The organism is Vreelandella hamiltonii, assembly GCF_014651775.1.
In the GTDB taxonomy this organism is placed as follows: Bacteria; Pseudomonadota; Gammaproteobacteria; order Pseudomonadales; family Halomonadaceae; genus Vreelandella; species Vreelandella hamiltonii.
On the sequence record NZ_BMXN01000054.1, the window covers coordinates 1 to 1,685 of the forward strand.

Genomic DNA, 1,685 nt, shown 5'->3' on the forward strand with positions numbered 1-1,685 from the left:
CCTGAATCCGTGAAGCCGGCGCCGACACTTTCCCTATCACCGCCAGCGAGCACTTTTTGATCATTCGCCCCGTGCAAGTTGGCTTTCGCAAGCCCGTTATTGCCAAAACCCACCGTGCTGATCGGTGCTGACGGCCCGTTTTGTCATGCCTTTCCACCCGCCAGGCACGACATATCTGGCGATCGCGTGTCGCCTGGAACTGCTTGTGGATAGAGTGTCGCCGATTGACGGTCAGCATGGCGTTCCTCGTGGATAACGCAGTCGGCTCCGCAGCGTCTTGAGCACCGTCATGCGCCCGATATCCTGCCCGAAGTCGAGGATGATCTGCCGTGCCTTGTGAATCACGAGAGCCGCACGGTGCACCAACTCTTGTAGCACGGTGCGCAGCCGGCGCCGCTTGGCCGGGTGGCGAACCGGGCTCAGCTCGCCGGTCATGCCCAGCTGTCCCATCAGGCGCAGGATGTTGTAGGCCAACTGGGCGAGATGCAGGATCAGATCGTTGGTGGCGAACTTGCCGGACGGCAAGCGCTCCAGGTCGAGATCGGTCTTGATCTCGCTGTGAAACTGCTCATGGGTGGCATGCGCCTGGTAGCGCTTGATCACCGCCTCCGGCGCCTCGTCCAGGCTGGTCCACCAGCCTTCCAACTCATAGTCCGGTTCGAGCAGCAACTGGCCATCGCGATCGGCGGTGCGCTCTACCAGGCGCATCACGCGTTGGACGACGTATTCGGTCTTGTTGTCGTCGTGGATCGAGACGGTCTGCGGCCACAGCGCCTGGCGCTTGCCAGGACGCAGCTCTTCCCAGTAGTCCGCCGCCACCGCCAGCCAGGTATCTCGATCAGCCGTGGCCGAGCCGCGCGGGTTCCATTTGACGACATAGTCGAGCCGGCGCCCCTCGTCGGCAAAGACCTGGCGTTGCTGTTCGAGAAGCGCCAGGTGCGCCTGGCTGTCGAAGCCGCTGTCCTCGCGTAACAGGATCGGTTGCCTGGTCAGGCATTGGGCGCGAGGCAGTACCCGCTCCAGGAAGGCGTTGCTCTCCTTCATGGTGTGCTGCTTGCCAGGCCGCAGTTCCAGACCCAGGCACCACCCTTCGTTGCCCAGATAGGCGGCGATCGGGGTGTAGCCATCGACCTTCTGGTAGGTCCGCGAGACGCCTTCCTTCTTCGAGTTGCTGTTGTCCATGACGAAGGTGTCGATGTCCAGGCAGACGTGCGTCGTCTCGGCGGTGATCGGTGCTTCGATCAGTGACAGCAGGGTCGTGGACCAGGTGGCGGTGCGCGCCTGCAGGTCGTTGGCGGCAAGTTTCTCCAGCCGCTGTCGCAGCGTCGCCGCGCTCGGCACCTTCTGCAGGGTCAGCAGTTGTTGGAAGGGCTTGTCGCGGCGGAAGTTCTCGACAGTGTCATAGTCGCTCATGCCCAGACACAGCAGGCCCAGGTAGCTCTTGATCACGTCACTGGTGCGCATGCCCAGCGTGGTGGGGAAGCGGCTGTCGATGCTGTCGACGCCAGCGATCTCGAAGCATTGCCCGATGATGGACAGCCCGGCGTGGCTGGTGAGGGTGCGGCGACTGGCGCGGAACTTTATGTTGGGCATGGCACTGTCTGGGTGAATGGCGATAATGGCTATATTGCCATGCAGGTCAGTGGGTTAGAAGTGCTTCCGGGGGCCGGTCTCACGGATTCAGG

2 protein-coding genes are annotated in these 1,685 nt (G+C 62.6%); both read right to left on the reverse strand.

What is annotated here, in order from left to right; genetic code table 11:
• Window positions 1-238: hypothetical protein (locus tag IE091_RS18540; RefSeq protein ID WP_229800906.1), on the reverse strand; the 238-nt coding region annotated here is incomplete at its 3' end.
• Window positions 232-1,593: an IS1380 family transposase gene (locus tag IE091_RS18290; protein WP_189464325.1), complete on the reverse strand. Its 1,362-nt coding sequence runs from the start codon at window positions 1,591-1,593 to the stop codon at window positions 232-234. The genes IE091_RS18540 and IE091_RS18290, both read right to left, overlap by 7 nt.
• Window positions 1,594-1,685: the final 92 nt, after the last annotated feature.